This is a genomic window from Jiangella aurantiaca (assembly GCF_004349105.1).
GTDB lineage: Bacteria > Actinomycetota > Actinomycetes > Jiangellales > Jiangellaceae > Jiangella > Jiangella aurantiaca.
In genome coordinates this window covers 65,347-80,640 of sequence record NZ_SMLB01000011.1, presented here as the reverse complement: position 1 = coordinate 80,640, position 15,294 = coordinate 65,347, and the positions used below count along the sequence as shown (strand labels likewise).

Below are 15,294 nucleotides of genomic sequence, written 5' to 3'. Positions count from 1 at the left end.
GCGGGACCGGCGCCGGCCCCGCCACCTCGCCCGTCCTTACTAGGACTCGAAGCCCAGGTGCAGGTAGTCCTCGACGTTGTCGGCGTTGACCACCGGAGCGTTCAGCACGATCCGGCGCGGCACCTCGACCTGCACCAGGTCCGACATCCCCTTGTTCTGCGCCAGCAGCCGGGCCAGCCGGATGCCGTCGGCAGCCTGCGTCGGCGGGTAGAGGATGGTGGCCTCCATCTCGCCGTCCTGGATCCACTGCATCGCGTTCGAGGAGCCGGCGCCGCCGATGAAGAAGAACTCGTCGCGGCCGGCGTTGTCGAACGCCTGCTTGACGCCGACGCCCTGGTCGTCGTCGTGGTTCCAGATGATGTCGATCTGCGGCGCGGCCTGCAGCAGGTTCGCGGCCTGCTCCTCGCCGGACTCGACGGTGAACTCGGCGGCGACGCGGTTGTCGACGGTCTGGTCGCAGGCGGCGAGCGCGTCCTCGAAGCCCTGCGAGCGGTCCTGGGTGAGCGGCAGCGAGTCGATGCCGGCGATCTCGGCGATCACCGGGTCGGCGATGCCATGCTCCTCGATCAGCTGGCAGGCGTACGTCCCGGCCGAGACACCCATGCCGTAGTTGTCGCCGAGGATCGTGGTGCGGGCGGCGAACGGCGTCGAGAACTCGCGGTCGACGTTGACGACCGGGATGCCGGCCTCCATCGCCCGGGTGGCCACCTCGGTGAGCTGGGCGCCGTCGGTGGGCAGCAGCACGATGGCGTCGACGCCCTCGTTGATGAACGTCTCGATCTGGCTGATCTGCAGGCTGGCGTCGTTGGTGCCCTCCGCCGTGCGCAGCTCGATGTCGTCGTAGTTCTCCGCCTCGGCGATGGCGGAGTCGTTGACGGCGGCCAGCCAGCCGTGGTCGGCCTCAGGGCCGGAGAAGCCGATGACGACGGTCTCGCCCGGCTCGTCGTTGCTGTTGCCGCCGCCATCGCCGCCCGTCTCGGCCGCCGGCGCGTTTTCCTCCTCCTCGGGCTCGTTGCTGGTGCAGCCCACCACGAAGGCCCCGGCCGCGAACACGGCGGCCATGGACGTCAGCAACCGGCGGTGCGGCCGATTCGTGCCTACGGACATGGGTCTCTCCTCGTCATTGATCGGTCCCGGACTGCCCGTCCGGCGGGTGCGCTCTTCTGGGGGTGGTAGGGCTCGGGCGCTAGGTCGAGTCGCTGCCGCGGACCGCGACCCGCTGCTGCAGGAGCACGGCGACGACGATGATCGCGCCCTTGGCCACGGCCTGCGTGGAGCTGTCGAGGTTGTTCAGCGTGAACACGTTCGTCAGCGTGGTGAAGATCAGGACGCCGATGATGGTGCCGACGATGGTGCCGCGGCCGCCGGTGAGCAGCGTCCCGCCGATGACGACGGCGGCGATCGCGTCGAGCTCGTACAGCCCGCCGTGGGTCGCGCTGCCGGTGCCGGTGCGGGCCGTCAGCATGATCGCGGCGATGCCGCAGGCCAGCCCCAACACCACGTACAGCAGGACGGTGTGCCGCTTGACCGCGATGCCGGCCAGCCGGGCGGCTGTCGCGTTGCCGCCGACGGCGATGGTGCGGCGGCCGAACGTGGTGCGGTTCAGCAGGACCCAGCCGATGGCGCCGACGATGGCGAAGATCCAGATCAGCACCGGGATGCCGATGAACTCGCCGTTGATGACGTCGACCAGCCCGCGGACGTCGACGATCTGGGTGCGCTTCTCGGAGATGATCTCGGCCAGGCCGCGGGCGGCGGCGAACATCGCCAGCGTCGCAATGAACGGCGCCATGCCTCCGTACGCCACGAGTACGCCGTTGACCAGCCCGCAGCCGACTCCGACGGCGCAGGCGACGAACACCATGATGAGCCAATGGGTGTCCTCGGCCATCGTCTGCGTGGCCAGGGTGGTGGCCCACACGGACGCGAGTGCGACGATCGCGCCGACGGACAGGTCGATGCCGCCGCCGATGATCACGAACGTCATGCCGATGCTGACCACGCCGATGACGGCGGAGAACCGCAGGACGGTCAGCATGTTGTCGGTGCTGACGAAGCGGTCGCCAGCCGTGGCGGCGCCCACGGCGCACAGCACGAGCAGCGCGACGATGAGGCCGAGGTTCCGGCCGAACGGGCTGGTCATGAACCGGACGAAGCGGGACTGGGTCTCGCCCTCGGCGGCGGCAGCCGCCTCGATGCGGCGATGCTCGTCGGCGGGCGGGGTGGTCGTCGGCGGTGCGGCCGGCGTCTGCTCGCTCACGCTGCGCTCCCTTCCATCACCAGGTCCAGGACCCGGTGCTCGTCGATGTCGTCGGCCGGCCCGGTGTGCACGACGACCCCGTCCCGAAGGACCAGCACCCGGTCGGCCAGGCCGAGCACCTCGGGGACCTCACTGCTGACCAGGACGACGGCGACGCCCTCGTCGGCGAGCCGGCGGACGAGCGCGTAGATCTCGCTGCGCGCACCGACGTCGACCCCTCGCGTCGGCTCGTCCAGCAGCAGCACCCGGCACTCCCGGAGCAGCCACCTGGCGAGGACGACCTTCTGCTGGTTGCCGCCCGACAGGGTGCGGACGGCGCGCTCGACGTCCGCGGGGCGGACGTCGAGCGACTTGATGTGCTCGGTGGCGGCGCGCTTCTCGTCGCCGCGGTTGAGGAACCCGCCGCGGGCGAACCGCCCGATGGTGGCGAGGCTGACGTTGCGGTAGATGGCCTCGTCGAGCAGCAGGCCCTGGCTCTTGCGCTCCTCGGGGCACAGCCCGACGCCGGCGCCGACGGCCGCGCGGACCGACCCGTTGCGCAGCGTCCGGCCGTCGACGCTCACCGATCCCGACGACGCCTTGCGCGCGCCATAGATGGTCTCGAGGATCTCCGAGCGGCCGGAGCCGACCAGCCCGGCCAGCCCGACGATCTCGCCCGCCCGGACCTCGAAGTCGACGCCGCTGAACTCCTTGCCGGCGGAGAGGTCGCGGACCGCGAGCACGACCGAGCCGTCGCCGTCGCGCGACTGGCGCGGCGGGAACACGTACTCGATGTCGCGGCCGGTCATCCGGCGGGTCAGCTCGCGTGTCGGGGTGTCGCGGGCGGCCAGGCCGGTGGCGACGGTGCGGCCGTCCTTCAGCACCGTGACGCGGTCGCCGATCTGGCGGATCTCCTCCAGCCGGTGCGAGATGTAGACGACGGCGACGCCCTCGGCCGTGAGGTCACGGATGACCTTGAACAGCCGGGCGACCTCCTCCTGGTCGAGCACCGCGGACGGCTCGTCCATGATGATCAGCTTGACGTCATGGGACAGGGCCCGCGCCATGCTGACGATCTGCTTGCCGGCCGCGGACAGCGCGCCGACCTCGCGCCGCGGCGAGATCTCCGGGTGCCCGAGCCGGGACAGTAGCGCGGCGGCGGCCTTCTGGGTCTCACCGCGGCGGGCGAAGCCGGCGGAGGCCATTTCGTGGCCGAGGTAGATGTTCTCGGCGACGGTGAGGCCGTCGACGAGGTCCAGCTCCTGGTAGATCGTCGCGATGCCGTTCTTCATCGCCGCCATCGGCGTGGTGAGCCGGATCTGCTCGCCCTGCCAGCGGATCTCGCCCTCGTCCGGCTGGTGGGCGCCGGCCAGCACCTTGATCAGCGTGGACTTGCCGGCGCCGTTCTGGCCGAGCAGGCAGTGCACCTCGCCGGCGCGGACGTCGAGGTCGACGCCGTCGAGGGCCCGCACGCCCGGGAAGACCTTGACGATGCCGTGCATCTGCAGCAGCGGGTCGCTCACGCCACACCTCCGGGGAGTGGGGAAGGAATCGAGGAGGCGGCCGCCATGCCCACAGCCGCGGGGTCGGTGAAGACGGCTTCCAGCGCGACGTGCGCGCCGCCCCGGCAGGCGGCCGTGAACCCGAGCGCGGACAGCTCGATGCGGCAGCCGCCGCGGGCCGGCGCGACGACCCGCTTGTCCAGCTCGGTCTCCATGGCCGGCAGGAAGAACTCGCCCAGCGCCGCGAAGTAGCCGCCGAGCACGATCACCCGCGGGTTGAACAGGTTGACCAGGATGGCCGCGCCGAGCCCGAGCGACGTGCCGACCGCCTCGATGCCGCGCAGCGTCCGCCCGTCGCCGAGCGCGGCGCGGCGGCGCATCTCGGCCAGCCGGACCTCGAGGTCGACCGACGGGTCGGTGACGGGGTCGTCCTTGTCGGCCACCTCGCGCAGCAGCGCGGCCAGGCCGACCGACGCCTCCCAGCAGCCGAGCTTGCCGCAGCCGCAGCGGTGCGCCGGGTCGCCGATCGGCATGTGGCCGATCTCGCCGCCGTAGCCCTCGGTGCCGCGCAGCAGCACGCCGTCGGAGATGATGCCGCCGCCGACGCCGGTCTCGCCGGTGACGTAGACGAGGTCGGCCGTGCCCGCCGACGTGCCGACGGCGTACTCGGCCAGCGCGCTGAGGTTGGCGTCGTTGTCGACCCGGATGGTCGCGCCCGGGCCGGCCAGCCGGGCGGCCAGCTCGTCGGCGATGCGCACCTCGCGCCAGCCGATGTTCGGCGCGTGCCGCAGCACGCCGGGAGCGGTCTCGACCATGCCGGGGATGCCGACGGTGATGCCGGCGACCTCGTGCCCCTTGGCGGCGGCGTCGTCGACGGCGGCCGCGATGGCGGCGGCCAGCTCGTCCAGCGTCTTCTCCACGCCCAGCCGCGGCACGTCGAGCGGGGTGCGGACGTAGCTGAGCTCCTCGCCGCGCAGGTCGAGCACCAGGACGGCGACGTAGTCGACGTTGACCTCGGCGCCCAGGCCGCAGATGCGGCCGTCGATCTCGACCGTCTGCCCGGGCCGGCCCACCCCGCCGCCGCGCTCGACGTCGCCGTCGCGGACCAGCCCGAGTTCGGCCAGCTCGGCGACCAGGCTCGAGACGGTGGCCTTGTTGAGGCCGGTGTCGGCGGCGATGCGGGCCCGCGAGCGCGGGCCGGCGTCGCGCAAGTCGCGCAGCACCATGGCGAGGTTGTGCCGGCGCAGGAACACCTGGTCGGCGGGCGCGGACGCGTCCGTCATAGGTGCCCCCTCTCCCGGCGTGACCTGCATCACGGGTGTTCGTCGGATGGGACAACAAACTAGGAAGGGCGGCCACTCAAGGTCAAGAGTTACGAACGAGTTTCTTCCGGTGACCAGCCGATGACGCCCGCACGACCGGCGGCCCGGCCGCGGCCGCCGGAGTGGCCGGACGACTCGGTGCATACCAGGTGATATGCGGCTTGAGCTGGGGCTTGACCGCCCGGACCGGGCGCCTGACGTGCGGACGCGGAGGGCCGGGCGGGCGAGGTCACGGTTCGGCAACATCCGGCACCAGGGCGACAGAACGTCAGCACCGAAGCCGGGTTTCATGCACGCGAACGACGAACTTCTGACACTGATTGGACAAAGTGGCGAACCGTTTCAACGTCGCCGCCGCGTCGGGACCGACGCCGTCGCGGCCGAGGTGGCCCGGCTGACCCGTGGGCGGGTTGGACTCGGTGAACCCGTTCGCCGGAGCCGTGAGGTTCGCCGTCCCCCTGCTGCCCCATTCTCTTGCCGCGAACGCACGCCTCAAGTCCGCTGATGGGGTCGCTTCGCGACGGAGAGGCGGACTTGACCCGCGCGCCCGCGGCCAAGAACGGGCAGCTATCAGGGACGGGGCGAATCTGGGCACACCTCGACCAGCGCTGGCGTGGTCCGCGTGTGGACAGTGTTGATCATCGACGATCGCGGACATCACCACGATTCCTCGTGCGTCAACACGGTTGTAAGCGTGTTGACGCACGAGGAATCGTGGTGGGCGGCCCGCAAAACGCGGACACGGGCGCGCACGTTCGCCACGGCGGGCTGTGCCCGCTCTTCCGCCGTCCCCCTGATAGCTGCCCGTTCTTCGGCCGCGTGCGCGCGGGTCAAGCGGTCCCCCGTCGGCGCGAAGTGCCCCATTGGTCCGCTTGAGGCGCGTGTGCGCGGCCAAGAGAATGGGCAGCAGGGGGACGGCCCACGCGGCCATCCCCGGCCAACGTGTGCCATCCGGCGAACCCAGCCACCAAGACGCACATCCTCCGCCAACCCCGTGAATCCGGCCGGGTTCCCGCCCCATGGACGAGAACCCGGCCGGTGTGTGCGTCCGAACGGTCAGGACGTCAGCCCTCCGGGACCAGCACCACCTCCGCACTGGCGGTCAGTGACGGCACACCCTCGCCGGGGTCGTCGGTGTAGGTGGCATTGAAGACGCCGCGCAGGTTGTCGCCCGGGTCGTGGCCACCCGGCAGGGTCGTCCGCAGCGTGCCGGTGCAGCCGAGCGCCGTCGTCTGCGGGTGACCGTGGTCGTCGTGGCCGAGGATGTAGGTCACCTGGAGGCGGGAGCAGTCCACCGGCTGGTCGTCGGTGACCCGCACCTCGTACGCGACCTCGTCGCCGAAGGCGAACGTGTCGCCCGCGGCGGGCGTCACGAACTCGACCACCGGGGTGAGGTTGCCGACGATGATGTCGACCTCGGCCGACGCCGTCTTGCCCCGGTGCTTGCCGCCCAGGTCGGTGACCTTGAGCGTCGCGTGGTAGAGGCCGTTCTCCTCGTAGGTGAACGACGGGTTCCGCAGCCGCGAGTCGACCCGGCCGTCGCCGTCGAAGTCCCACTCATAGCGCAGCCGGTCGCCGTCCTCGTCGGCCGTGCCCGCGCTGGAGAACTGCACGGTCATCGGCGCATGCCCCTGGGTGACGTCGGCCGCCACCTGCGGGACCGGCGTGTGGTTCCCGCCGAGGCCGATGTGGTCGATGCGCGACAGCTGCGCGTCGGGGTTCTCGGCGAAGAAGCCGTCGCCGTACTCCAGCACGTAGAGCGCGCCGTCGGGGCCGAACTCCATGTCCATCGGGTTGTCGACGACGATCGACGGGACGACGTCCTCGATGGCCGCGACGTCGCCGTTCTCGTCCAGGTGGATGCCCTTGATCCAGTCGCGGGTCCACTCGTAGAGCAGCGGGACGCCGTCGTAGTGCTCCGGCCACGCGATCGGCGCGCGGCCGCGGGTGTCGCGCGGGTCGAAGTCGTACGCCGGGCCGCCCATCGGGCCGATGCCGCCGGTGCCCAGCTCCGGGAACTCCGCCGACTCGCCGTAGCCGTACCAGATGTCCGGCTGCGTCACCGGCGGCAGCTCGGTGAGCCCGGTGTTGTGCGGCGACTCGTTCACCGGCGCGGCGCAGTCGAACGGCTCGCCGGAGACGCCGGTGGCGAAGTCGTAGTCGACGTACGGCAGCTCGGCCGTCGCGCAGTACGGCCAGCCGTAGTTCGCCGGCTCGCGGATGACGGTCCACTTGCCCTGCCCGGCCGGACCGCGGGCGGGGTCGGCCTCGTCGGCGTCGGGCGAGTAGTCGCCGACGTAGACGTCACCGGTCTCCGGCTGCACCTCGAGCCGGAACGGGTTGCGCAGGCCCATCGCGTAGATCTCCGGCCGGGTGCCCTCGGTGCCCGGCGGGAACAGGTTCCCCTCGGGGATCGTGTAGCCGCCGTCCTCGCCGACGACGATCCGCAGCACCTTGCCGCGCAGGTCGTTGGTGTTCGCGGAGGTGCGCTGCGCGTCGAAGGCCGGGTTGCGGTCCGGCCGCTCGTCGATGGGCGCGTACCCGTCGGACTCGAACGGGTTGGTGTCGTCGCCGGTGCCGAGATACAGGTGCCCGGCGTCGTCGAACGCGATGTCGCCGCCGACGTGGCAGCAGATGCCGCGGTCGACTGGCACGTCCATGATGTGCTGCTCGGTCGACAGGTCGATCTCGTCACCGACGAGCTCGAACCGCGACAGCGTGATGTGCCCCTCGAACGGCTCCCAGTCCGCCGGGGTCCCCGTGAACGGCGCGTCGCCCTCGTTGACCGTCGGGGTCAGCGGGTCGTCGAGCGGGGTGTCCAGAGGCGGCGAGTAGTAGAGGTAGATCCAGTCGTTGGTCGTGCCGAACCCGGGGTCGATGGCGATGCTCTGCAGCCCCTCCTCGTCGTGCGCGTAGACGTCGAGCTCCGCGGCCAGCGTGTTGAGCCGCGTGTCGGGGTCGTGCAGCCACACCTCGCCGGCCCGCGTGGTGTGCAGCACCCGGCCGTCCGGGAGGACCACGAGGTCCATCGGCTCGCCCGGGGTGTCGTTCAGGGTGATTTTCTGGAACGCCGAATCCGGCGGTGCCGCCTCCGGGGCCGCGGCGGGACCGGGTGCCCCGGACGCCGCCAGTCCGGGAGCCGCGACGAGCGTGGACGCGACGAGCGCCCCCGCCGCCATCACTACGGCTTTGCGCATGCTGCCCTCCGATCACGGTTCGGAAGGCCTCAGACAAACGTCCTGTTTCCACTATGTCAAGACGTTTGAAACAGTTTCGTCATCAACCGTGCAATCTGAGCGCTGACGTGACGAAAGTCCGTTCTGGACAGGGTGAGGCGCCGGTGGGCCGATCTGCGGCCCGGCCCACCGGCGTGCCCGGGATGGATCCTCAGGCGCTCAGTTGGGCGGTCAGCACCTCCGCGTGGTGGGTGAGCACGGTCCGCGCGGCGGCGTCGGTGACGAACGTGGCGCTCCGGGCGGTCGAGGCGAACTGCGCCAACGAGCGGACGGCGCTGTCGGGACGGCCCGCCTCGGCGTTACGGATGGCGGTGTCGAGGTGCAGCCGCAGCCGGCTCTCCCCCGCTGTCGTGAAGGCGCCCGCGCCGGCGTAGTGGTCGACGATCGCCGCGAGGTCCGCCAGCGACGTGGTCACCGTGAACGCGGTCGTCGCGGTGCCCTGCCGGCCGGCGTTGTCGGTGGCCGTGGCGGCGAGCGTGTGCTGGCCTACGGTCAGCGTCCACAGCTGGAGCGTGGACCCGGAGGCCAGCGGTGCGCCGTCAAGCGTTCCCGCCACCGAGGCGATCCCCGAGACCGCGTCGGTGCCGGCGAACGACGGCGTGAGCGTGCCGCTCGCGGCGTAGCTGCCGCCGTTCTCGACCCCGCCGATCGACGCGGCGGGCGGCGTCTTGTCGATCTTGACGGTGACGGAGCCGACTGACGACACGTTGCCGCCGTTGTCGGTGGCCCGGTAGTGCACCGTCGTGCTGCCATCGGCCGTGATGGTCAGTGGGTTGTTCGCGTTGGCCCACGTGACGCCGCCGTCCAGGGACCGCTGCCGGCTGGCGACGGTGCCGTTGTCGGTGGCGTTGACGGTGAGCGCGACATCACCGGTGTACCAGCCGTTCTGGCCGGTGGGAGCCGCCGGGTTGAGCGTGTGGCTCACCGTGGGCGGGGTGACGTCGGCGACGCCGTTGCCGACGAAGCGCAGCTCGTCGAGGTCGAACCCGCTGGTCGACGTCAGGTACAGCCGGCCCGAGCCCGCAGGCGCGTTGGTGAGCGCCTGCTCGAGCTCGAACCAGCCGGTGCGGTTGCGGAACGAGATGGTCGCGAACGGCGCCGCCTTCGGGTCGTTCCAGCGCAGGTGCAGGGTGCCCCGTCCCCAGGCGCGGGCGACGACACTGTCGATGTTCACCAGGTTGACCGGGTCGAAGGCGATCCAGTCGCCGGCGTCGAACGACGTCACCTTGCGCAGGCCACGCGCGTCCGGGTCGTCGGTGATCGTCACGCCGTTGCTGACGTCGAACCACTCCGCCTGCTGCGTCTTGGGGTTCAGCAGCAGCGACGCCTCGCCGCGGGCCGGCGGCACCCCGAGGTGCCCGGCGTCGGTGTAGCCGACCACCAGACCGCCGTAGATGTTCTCCGTCACGCCGTGCTCGGGCGCGTCGGCCGGCGTCGGGACGCCGAACCTGCAGCTGCCCGCGCCGGAGGTGAGCGGGTGCGCGTGTTCGTCGTGGCCGAGGCCGAACGCCCAGTTGACGCGGGAGCACACCGGGGTGTCGCCGTCCTCGGCGTCGCTGACGGAGACGGTCACCGGCACTGCCTGGCCCCAGTCGAAGAACGCGCCGGTCGGGGTGTCCAGCGTGACCGTCGGGGCCACGTTACCGACGGTGACCTGCGTCGACCGGACACCGAACTTGCCGGACGGGTCGGTCACCCGCAGCGCGGCGTTGTACTGGCCGAGCTCGGTGTACGTGTGTGTGACCGCGACGCCGGTGGCGTCGAACGCGCCGTCGCCGTCGAAGTCCCACTCGTACGTCAGCGCGGCGCCCTCGGGATCGGCCGAGGTGGACGCGTCGAACGTGACCGTCAGCGGTGCGCTGCTGCTGGAGATGGGGTCGGCGGTGAACCGGGCCTGCGGCGACTTGTTGCCCTCCGCGTAGTCGACCCGGTACAGGCCGGCGTCGGCGTTCTGCCGGAAGAAGCCGTCACCGTACTCCAGCACGTACAGCGAGCCGTCCGGGCCGAACTCCATGTCCATGACGTTGTCCCAGATCGGCTGGGCGACGTGGGTCAGGTGCGCGTTCGGCAGGAAGTCGATGATGTCCGTGACCGGGCCGCTGGTGGCCAGGTCGAGGTCGAACACGGCGACGTAGTCCTGGGAGAACTCGCCGAAGAACGGGTGGCCGTCCCAGAACTCGGGGAACTTCGCCGGCGACGGGTTGTCCGGGTCGTACTGGTAGACCGGGCCGCCCATCGGGCCCTGGCCGCCGCCACCGAGGTCGGTCAGCTCCGGCCACGGCTGGTGGCTGGCGTTGTCGCCGTAGTACAGGTGCGGCGCGGTGGCCGGCGGGACGACGTCGAGGCCGGTGTTCCAGCGCGAGTTGTTCTCCGCGCCCGCCTCGCAGTCGAACCACGCCCCGGGCGTCGCCGTCGCGTAGTTCCACTCGTTGTAGTTGGCGTTCGGGCCGTGGCAGTAGGGCCAGCCGCCGTTGATCGGCTCGAGCGTCGACTGCCACTCGACGTAGCCCATCGGGCCGCGCTGGGCGTTCGGCGCGCCGGCGTCCGGGCCGTAGTCGCCCCAGACCAGCGCGCCGGTCTGCACGTCGTAGTCGATGCGGAACGGGTTGCGCACGCCCATGACGTAGATCTCCGGCCGGGTCCCTGCCGTGTCCGGCTGGAACAGGTTGCCCTCCGGGATCGTGTACGAGCCGTCCTCCTGCACCGTGATCCGCAGGATCTTGCCGCGCAGGTCGTTGGTGTTGCCCGGGCCGCGGCGGGCGTCGAAGCCCGGGTTCATGCCGGGGGCGTCGTTGTTGGGTGCCATGCCGTTGGCGCCCGGCGTGCTGGCCGGCGTGTTGTCGCCGGTGGACAGGTAGAGGTTGCCGTCGGCGTCCCACGCCATGTCACCGGCGACGTGGCAGCACTGGCCGCGCTGTGTCTCGACCTTGATGATCTCCTGCTCGGTGGACAGGTCCAGCGAGTCGGTCTCCTCGTTCCACTTGAACCGGGACAGGACGTTGTAGCCCTTCCAGCGGTCCCAGTAGGCCTCGGTCTCGCCGGCGGGGAGCGAGTTCGGCGCGCTGCCGGTCGGCGTCGTCTGCGGGTACGGCGGCTCCATGACGCGTGGCGCGTAGAACAGGTACACCCACTGGTTGGTCTCGAAGTCCGGGTCGATCGCGATGGTCTGCAGGCCGTCCTCCGAGTTCGCGTAGACGTCGATCGTGTTGATGGTCCGGGTGATGCCGGTGGCCGGGTCGGTCAGCCGCACGGCGCCGTTGCGGGCGGTGTGCAGCACCCGCGAGTCCGGCAGGACGGCGAGGTCGATCGGCTCGCCGGTGTTCTTGCTCAGCAGGATCTTCTCGTAGTTGTCCCAGTCCAGGGCGGGGTCATCGGCGCCCGGCTCGTGGTTGTCGTGCGCGACTGCCGGCGTTGTCGCCGTGAGCGCGGCCACGGGGAACAGGGCGGCGGCCACCAGGGTGGTCAGCGTGGTGCGGATGCGGCGCATCTTTGCGTCCCCTCGTCCGGCGCCGCGTCAGCCGCGCAGCTCGTAGATGTTGTCGTAGCTGCGCTCCGCGGCACCGAGCGCGCCACCGGCCTCCGCCGGCGTGTTCGGCGCGTTGTCCTGCTCCCACAGCGAGTAGTGCCGGCCGCGCGACCCGATGGTGCTGTAGAAGCGCTCGAAGTCGATGTCGCCGGCACCGAACTCGACGATGTCGTAGCCGTTGGCCGCCGTGGACCGGCGGCCGTCCTTGGCGTGGAACAGCGGGTAGCGCAGCCGGTTGTCGACGACGTACTGGATCGGGTCGAAGCCGGGCGCGATGTGCTGGCCCACGTAGGCCCAGTAGATGTCCATCTCGAGGAACACGAGCTTCGGGTCCGTCTCGGCCAGCAGTACGTCGTAGAGCCGGACGCTGGGGTCGTCGGCGGCGAAGCGGAACTCGTTGTGGTGGTTGTGGTGGTACCAGCGCAGCCCGCGGGCCTGCGCCGCCGCGCCGAACGCGTTGAACTCGGCGGCAGCGGCGTGGTAGCCCGCGACCGTCCGGTTGGCCGCCGTCACCGGCTCGTTGGCGGTGCCGATGAACGGCAGGCCGAGGATCTCGGCCCGGTCCAGCTCGAGTTGGATGTTGTTCCGGAAGGCGTTCAGGCTGACATGGCTGCCGATGCCGGTGAGGCCATTGTCGTCGAGCAGCTGCTTGATCTGCTGGACGGTGATGCCCGGCTCGGCCTGAGAGGTGTAGCCGGCGAACTCGACGTTCTTGTAGCCGATGCGGGCCAGCTCCTCGAACACCACTCGGAAGCCGAGCGAGGAGACGAGGTTGCGGATCGTGAACAGCTGGATGCCGATCTTGCCGGGCGGCACCAGCATGCCCTTCGCCGCGTTCGCGACGGACGGAGCGGCCAGCCCGGCCGCGGTCACCGCCATCGTCGTGCCGGCGACGGCACTCAGGAACTGCCGTCTGTTGATCTCGGGACGTGCCATCGCGTTCTCCTCATTGAGCCGATCGACCGCTGCGCGGGATCTGTGACGGGATGCGAGCGCGCGCCGAGCGATGCCCCCCTCCTCCCAGACACGTGCCCGTGCGAACGCGCGAAAGAACCGGCCGAAACCGGCCGTGATCACGCAAACTAGACGTCTGAGGAACGCCAGGTCAACAGTTCTCGGCGAACTTTCGCAACTTGACGTTGTAAGTAAGGAGGCCGCGATCGAATGATGCGGCGGCTGCGGCGCGAGACGGGCGCCCGGTCAGGGCGCGGCGAAGATGGCGTCGCTGATGAGCGCGGCGGCACCGACGACCCCCGCGTCGTCGCCCATCTCGCTGAGCACGACGGGCAGGTTCCCGGTGGCCAGCGGCAAGGAGCGACGGTAGACGACGCCGCGGATCTCGGCCAGCAGCGGGTGTCCGAGCCGGGCCACCCGGCCGCCGATGACGATCAGGCCGGGGTTGAAGAACGAGACCAGGCTGGCCAGCACCCAGCCGACACGGTGGCCGCCGTCGCGGATCATCTGGACGGAGTACGGGTCGCCCATCGCGACCGCCGCGGCGACGTCGGCACCGGTCAGCTCGCCGTTCTCGCCCTTCTCGGCCAGCAGCGACGCCAGCGCCGGCGACCGTCCGCCGCGGGCCGCCGCGAGCGCGTCGCGGGCCAGCGCGGCGCCGCCGAAGAACGCCTCGAGGCAGCCGGTGTTGCCGCACGCGCAGGTCGGGCCGAACTCCTCGACCCGGATGTGCCCGATGTCGCCGGCGCACCCGTCGACGCCCCGGTACAACTGGCCGTCGACCACGATGCCGCAGCCGATGCCCGTCCCGATCTTCACGAACAGGAAGTCGCGGGCCGCCTTGGCGACCCCGGAGTGCTGCTCGCCCAGCGCCATGACGTTGACGTCGTTGTCGAGCAGCACCGGGCAGCCCAGCTCGCGCGCGAGCGCGTCGCGGACCGGGTAGCCGTCCCAGCCGGGCATGATCGGCGGCGAGACCGGCATGCCGCCGTGGAAGTCGACCGGGCCAGGCACGCCCACGCCGACGCCGGCCGGGCGGGTGACACCGTGCTCGGCCAGCACCTTGTGGGTCAGTTCGAGGGCGCGGGCCAGCACCGGCTCCGGGCCCAGGCGCACGTCCATGTCGACCGAGCGCTGCCCGAGCACCGTCAGCCGGCCGTCGGTCAGCGCCACGGACACCGTCGTCGCCCCGATCGCCACCCCGACGAACCGCACGTCCGACGACAGGTCGACGAGCGTCGAGCGCCGGCCGCCGCGGGAGGCCGCCGGGCCCGCGCCTTCGGCCAGGCCGAGCTCCGTCAGCCGGCTGACCTCACTGGCCATCGTGGTCCGCGAGACACCCAGCCGGTCGGCGAGCTCCACCCGGGAGAGCGGCCCTTCGTCGCGCAGCAACTTCAGGACTTTCGCCTGGGTCGCCGTCTCCGGCCGTCCGGCGAGCGTGTGCGCCATGAGCCCATCGTGCCACACTTTCGCCGCTCCGCCGCGAAAGTATCTCCCATGTCGAGCACAGCCGTCTCAACATTCAGCCTGACGGGCACCCTGGGGCCGGGAAAGCGGTTGCCACCACCCCTTCCCATGATCATCAAGGATCCACCACGCCATAGGGGGTGGAGTCCTTGATGATCATGGGAAGGTGGACGTGGGCCGAGCGGGCCGGGCGTCAGTCGTGGCCCTCGTGACCCCCTTCGTCGGAGGGCTCGAAGCCGACGCCGCCGTGGGGGTCGACCTCTTCGCCGGGGCGGGACGGCAGGTTGATGTGGACGTGGCCGTTACCGGCGTCGATGTTGAGGACGTCGAGCTGAGTGGCGGCCACCGACCACGCGGCCACCGCCTGGTCGCGCAGCCTCCCGGACAGCTCCAGCAGCGCGTCCTGTTGCGCCCCGGCCTCCGCGACGGCCGCCGAGTCGTAGGCGGACACCGAGGAGCCGAGCAGGTCGACGGCGAGCAGCAGGCCGTTGCGGGCGGTGTTGAACTCCGTCGAACCGGACGGGGGCTCGCCGAAGGCCTCCACCGCCGACCCGACGGCGGCGTGCCAGGCGGCCGGGTCCGCGGTCGGCGAGACGGCCGCCGTCCCCTCGGCCGGGACCACGCCGTGCAGGCCTTCGATGACGGACAGCAGCGTGCCGTGCGCGGTGGTGGTCTGCTCGGTCAGCTGGCCGACCAGCTCGAGGTGACGGGCGTCCTCCTGTGCCTCGAGTTCGGCGACACGGTCGGCGATAGGGTCGTCGTCGCCGCCTCCGCCGGTGAGGACCAGGGTGGCCAGCACGATGTTGAGGGCGGCGAGAACCGCCGCGACGGCGATCCAGAAACCCCGGCGCCGGGGCGGGGTCTGCTGCCCCGGCGCCGGGGACGGGGACCGGCCGGCACCGGTCCCCCGTCCGCCGCGCGCGCTCGGTCTCCGTGATTCGTCGCGTCGGTTCGCCACGTTCGCAGGACGTTGAGCTTGCACGGTGACGTCTCCTCTCTCGGGCGGTGTCCGGGCCGGCGAGGCTGCCGGCCCGGACGCCGCGGATGG

General features: G+C 71.3%; 9 protein-coding genes. All 9 read right to left on the bottom strand.

The window, feature by feature from the left end; translation table 11 throughout:
• Window positions 1-39 precede the first annotated feature (39 nt).
• Window positions 40-1,107, bottom strand: a complete 1,068-nt coding sequence (locus tag E1262_RS10845) for a substrate-binding domain-containing protein (protein WP_132103148.1) — start codon at window positions 1,105-1,107, stop codon at window positions 40-42.
• 79 nt (window positions 1,108-1,186) lie between these two features.
• On the bottom strand, window positions 1,187-2,260 hold the full coding sequence (locus E1262_RS10840; RefSeq protein WP_238992897.1) for an ABC transporter permease: 1,074 nt from the start codon (window positions 2,258-2,260) through the stop codon (window positions 1,187-1,189).
• The gene (locus E1262_RS10835; RefSeq protein WP_132103188.1) at window positions 2,257-3,741 is read right to left on the bottom strand and encodes a sugar ABC transporter ATP-binding protein; all 1,485 of its coding nucleotides are present in this window, start codon (window positions 3,739-3,741) and stop codon (window positions 2,257-2,259) included. Before E1262_RS10835 ends, E1262_RS10840 begins: the two co-directional genes overlap by 4 nt.
• Window positions 3,742-3,758: 17 nt before the next feature.
• A complete protein-coding gene (locus E1262_RS10830) occupies window positions 3,759-5,024 on the bottom strand; it encodes an ROK family transcriptional regulator (RefSeq protein WP_132103147.1) in 1,266 nt (421 codons plus the stop codon).
• A 1,103-nt stretch (window positions 5,025-6,127) separates the two neighbouring features.
• On the bottom strand, window positions 6,128-8,260 hold the full coding sequence (locus tag E1262_RS10825; protein WP_132103146.1) for a PQQ-dependent sugar dehydrogenase: 2,133 nt from the start codon (window positions 8,258-8,260) through the stop codon (window positions 6,128-6,130).
• 190 nt (window positions 8,261-8,450) lie between these two features.
• Window positions 8,451-11,786, bottom strand: coding sequence for a PQQ-dependent sugar dehydrogenase (locus tag E1262_RS10820; protein WP_132103145.1), 3,336 nt, complete (start codon window positions 11,784-11,786; stop codon window positions 8,451-8,453).
• Window positions 11,787-11,813: 27 nt separating this feature from the next.
• Entirely contained in the window at window positions 11,814-12,761 is a 948-nt protein-coding gene (locus tag E1262_RS10815; RefSeq protein ID WP_132103144.1) for a sugar phosphate isomerase/epimerase family protein, read from the bottom strand.
• Between the two features lie 264 nt (window positions 12,762-13,025).
• Window positions 13,026-14,228 (bottom strand): ROK family transcriptional regulator, encoded by a 1,203-nt coding sequence (locus E1262_RS10810; protein ID WP_132103143.1) that lies wholly within the window; start codon window positions 14,226-14,228, stop codon window positions 13,026-13,028.
• A gap of 211 nt (window positions 14,229-14,439) precedes the next feature.
• Window positions 14,440-15,204 carry a hypothetical protein gene (locus E1262_RS10805; protein ID WP_132103142.1) on the bottom strand — a complete coding sequence of 255 codons (765 nt, stop codon included), beginning with the start codon at window positions 15,202-15,204 and terminating at the stop codon, window positions 14,440-14,442.
• Between the last annotated feature and the right edge of the window lie 90 nt (window positions 15,205-15,294).

What these genes read in the sequence shown, in the direction of transcription:
- E1262_RS10845 (WP_132103148.1), bottom strand. Translation starts at nt 1,107, where the DNA reads ATGTCCGTAGGCACGAATCGGCCGCACCGCCGGTTGCTGACGTCCATG.
- E1262_RS10835 (WP_132103188.1), bottom strand. Translation starts at nt 3,741, where the DNA reads ATGCACGGCATCGTCAAGGTCTTCCCGGGCGTGCGGGCCCTCGACGGC.
- E1262_RS10830 (WP_132103147.1), bottom strand. Translation starts at nt 5,024, where the DNA reads ATGACGGACGCGTCCGCGCCCGCCGACCAGGTGTTCCTGCGCCGGCAC.
- E1262_RS10825 (WP_132103146.1), bottom strand. Translation starts at nt 8,260, where the DNA reads ATGCGCAAAGCCGTAGTGATGGCGGCGGGGGCGCTCGTCGCGTCCACG.
- E1262_RS10820 (WP_132103145.1), bottom strand. Translation starts at nt 11,786, where the DNA reads ATGCGCCGCATCCGCACCACGCTGACCACCCTGGTGGCCGCCGCCCTG.
- E1262_RS10815 (WP_132103144.1), bottom strand. Translation starts at nt 12,761, where the DNA reads ATGGCACGTCCCGAGATCAACAGACGGCAGTTCCTGAGTGCCGTCGCC.
- E1262_RS10810 (WP_132103143.1), bottom strand. Translation starts at nt 14,228, where the DNA reads ATGGCGCACACGCTCGCCGGACGGCCGGAGACGGCGACCCAGGCGAAA.